Annotated in this window: 3 protein-coding genes; all 3 read right to left on the bottom strand. The window is 49.7% G+C overall.

From position 1 onward, the window contains the following. Nucleotides 1–2,214, bottom strand: a 2,214-nt coding sequence (locus DFP97_RS30150; protein WP_147275130.1) for a discoidin domain-containing protein, incomplete at its 3' end; no start/stop codon positions are given. An 87-nt stretch (nt 2,215–2,301) separates the two neighbouring features. Next, complete coding sequence (locus tag DFP97_RS32040; protein ID WP_281271032.1) at nt 2,302–2,427, bottom strand: hypothetical protein; 126 nt, start codon at nt 2,425–2,427, stop codon at nt 2,302–2,304. A gap of 62 nt (nt 2,428–2,489) precedes the next feature. Then, nucleotides 2,490–2,897 (bottom strand): LamG domain-containing protein (locus DFP97_RS30145; RefSeq protein ID WP_147275129.1); only part of this gene is annotated, 408 nt, incomplete at its 5' end.

Genomic DNA, 2,897 nt, shown 5'->3' with positions numbered 1-2,897 from the left:
GTAATCGTTCTGAACCTGATCCGTGCTCGTATTCGCCGTCTTGTCAACGACTTGGGTCCAGTTGGTGTTATCTATTGATGTTTCGACCTTATACTGATATGCGGAGCCGACATTCGGCCACAACACCTGGGTGCCATTGGTGATCTTCTTGACATAGCCAAGGTCTACCTTCACCCAGTGGCCGGTGTTTCCGTCATTCGCGCTCCAGTGGGTCATTTGGTTGCCGTCAGCCGCATTGGAAGCTGGAAAGCCTGACATCGTACTATCGCTGCTTGCGGTCTTGCCCATCGCCAGATTCCATTGTTCTCCGAGTACCTTGAAATCGTAGAAGCTTGCCCACACACCGCTTTCCAGACCAGTCACCGTAATTTTGACATACCGGGCGTCTGCCTTGAAATTGTCGGTTTGCGTCTGGACCGTGCTCGTATTGGCGGTCTTGTCGACTTTCATGGTCCAGTTGCTATTATCATTGGAGGTTTCAATCTTGTACTTATACACTTTGCCGCTCTGTTCCCACTTCACTTGGGTACCGTCAGTAATTCTCATACTGGAGCCAAGGTCAACCGTCCACGAATGACCGGTATTTGCGTCATTCGCAGACCAGCGGGTCGAAGTGCTGCTGTCATTCCCGCTCGAAGCCGGATTGCCCGACTGTGAACTATCGCTACTTGCGCTCTTGTTCAGCGCCAGATTGATAGGCGTGACAGAAGGGAACGGGGTGACCTTAGGAGGCGTGCCTCCGGAAGCGATGAAGTTTACGTTCTTGGCATGGTTCCCGACCGAAATATTTCCGGAAGCGGCATCCATAATCAGATTCCCGTTAATCCGCAAATTCTCAAAAGTGTAATCCTGGTTCAGACGGGAGGCATCATAGCCGGAAATATTGTTGCTGTTTGCATTCGTACCGGTATAGGATACATCCTTGAAATAAACATTTTTAATGCCGCGACCCGGGCCGGTCATCCAGCGGGTACTATAAACTACAGCTGTTTCAAAAATTCTCTGGGCACAAACATCCTTGATCCGGATATTATTGAACATAATATTGGAGACAAGATTGCCATCGCCACTATTAATTACAATGTTCGACGCACGGCTGCAGCTTAGGGCATTATGCGTCAGAATGTCAATATTATCAAAGGTGACATTATCGATTACAACACCTCCGCCGGGAGCCGACGGATCACCGTGGACGCCGATTTGAATCGGATGGGCCACGTCCGGCATCAGAATGGTGTTGGAAACCTTGATGTTAGAGACATTACCCCAGTAGCTTTCTCCTCCGCCTTGGCGCGTGGAGTAGATCGCAATGGCGTCATCGCCCGTCCGGAAAAAGGCGTCATTGATGGTCACATTGGAAGAACCGTATACGTTAATACCGTCGGTCCATTTCTTGTGAGCGATCCATTTGACGTTGTTTAACAAAACATTGGTGGAATTTCCGATATTGGCGCCAGTACCGCCGCCATTAGCGTTGCCGTAGTTATTCACAATAATGCCATCGACTGTGATATTATTCGAAAAGTTGATAACCAGGCCTCCATAATTGGGACGGCTCAGCATTCCACGGCCAAGGAACTTGGCATTATTAGCACTTTGAAACATTACATTCCCGTTAATGACCCCTCCGCCAGCAAGGTAAAGCGTCTTGCCGCTAGGTACGACGTAGCTTTGGTTATGCACACCGGGGCCAAGATAAATGACATTTGGGTCCGTAGGGCTGGGAGGATTGACCTCGAGCGGATTTACAAACAGGTGAAGATTATTGTTGATATTATCATTCACCTCGAGCGAGAGCTTCGTGGGACCGGATATGGAGAATGTCATCGTATTCCCGTTGACTGCAGGCGTAATGCCCTTGCTCGTAGGATGGACGGCCGCCGATGTAACCGTTCCGGAATTATAGGTTACCGATAGCTCGACCGGACCATCCGTATCGAAATAAGCAATGGAAGCATTCGCGGGAACAATGCCAACGGTCGTATTATACACGTCCACGTTCTGCCAGGCTCCGCCTGGAACCCGTACTTGCACCGTATAGGTAGTGTTCATAGTGACACCCGTTGCCGGTGCCGGATAGGTTACTAATGTTGTAGCCGCTTCGGCTTTTGTCGGAAAATTTGCCATCATTGGAATGAAGGCTACCAAAATCGCCAGCAGAAAAGTTTGGATTCTGGATCTTTTATTATGTTTGCCAATGCTTTTATCCATCATTTGAGCTCCTTTTATATAGGATCCTTAGTTATATGCCGGGCTCCTGTGCAAGGAGCCCGGCAACTATAACTTGGCGTCAATTGAAAATTACTTAATCCCTCTCTTGGCTGCCTCTTCGTTGACTTCTTTGATCGCATCCGGCACGCCCTTTGAATCATAGCTCTTGACGATTTCTTTCCACAGGGCGATTGGATCTCCTTTGCACATAATCACTTTAAAGATGTCATCACGTTCATGTTCCGGACTTCCGCTGGTTCATTCCCTGTCGATATATTCTACTCGTTCATTACAGCCGATACTTCCTGATCGGTTAAAGCAACGTTATAGATGCGGAAGTCGTCCACCCGTCCGTCGAGATAAGGATTGGAGGAAAATTGCGAGCGGCCGATCCAGTTCTGCGTGGTAACGCCGAGTTGGGAAGGTCTGATGTTGATGTTACTGCTGCCTACCTTCTGGCCATCGACGTAAAGCGTTCCCGTAGCGCCGTCCAGGGTTACGGCCACATGATGCCAGCCGCCGGTTGGCAGCGCCGCAGTGCCGTTGATGACTTGCTCGCCACCGCCGTTTTTGATCCCGACACGGATGACTCCGGTTGTCCCGTTTTGCGGCGTCAGATAGAAGTAGTTGTTCGTTCCGAAACCGAAGTCGAAGATGCGGCTCCAGTTGCTCACGGTGTCCAAATT

The organism is Paenibacillus prosopidis, assembly GCF_003337375.1.
GTDB classification, from domain to species: Bacteria; Bacillota; Bacilli; order Paenibacillales; family Paenibacillaceae; genus Pristimantibacillus; species Pristimantibacillus prosopidis.
The sequence above is the reverse complement of the archived record's forward strand: the minus strand, read 5'-3'. Positions and strand labels throughout refer to the sequence as shown.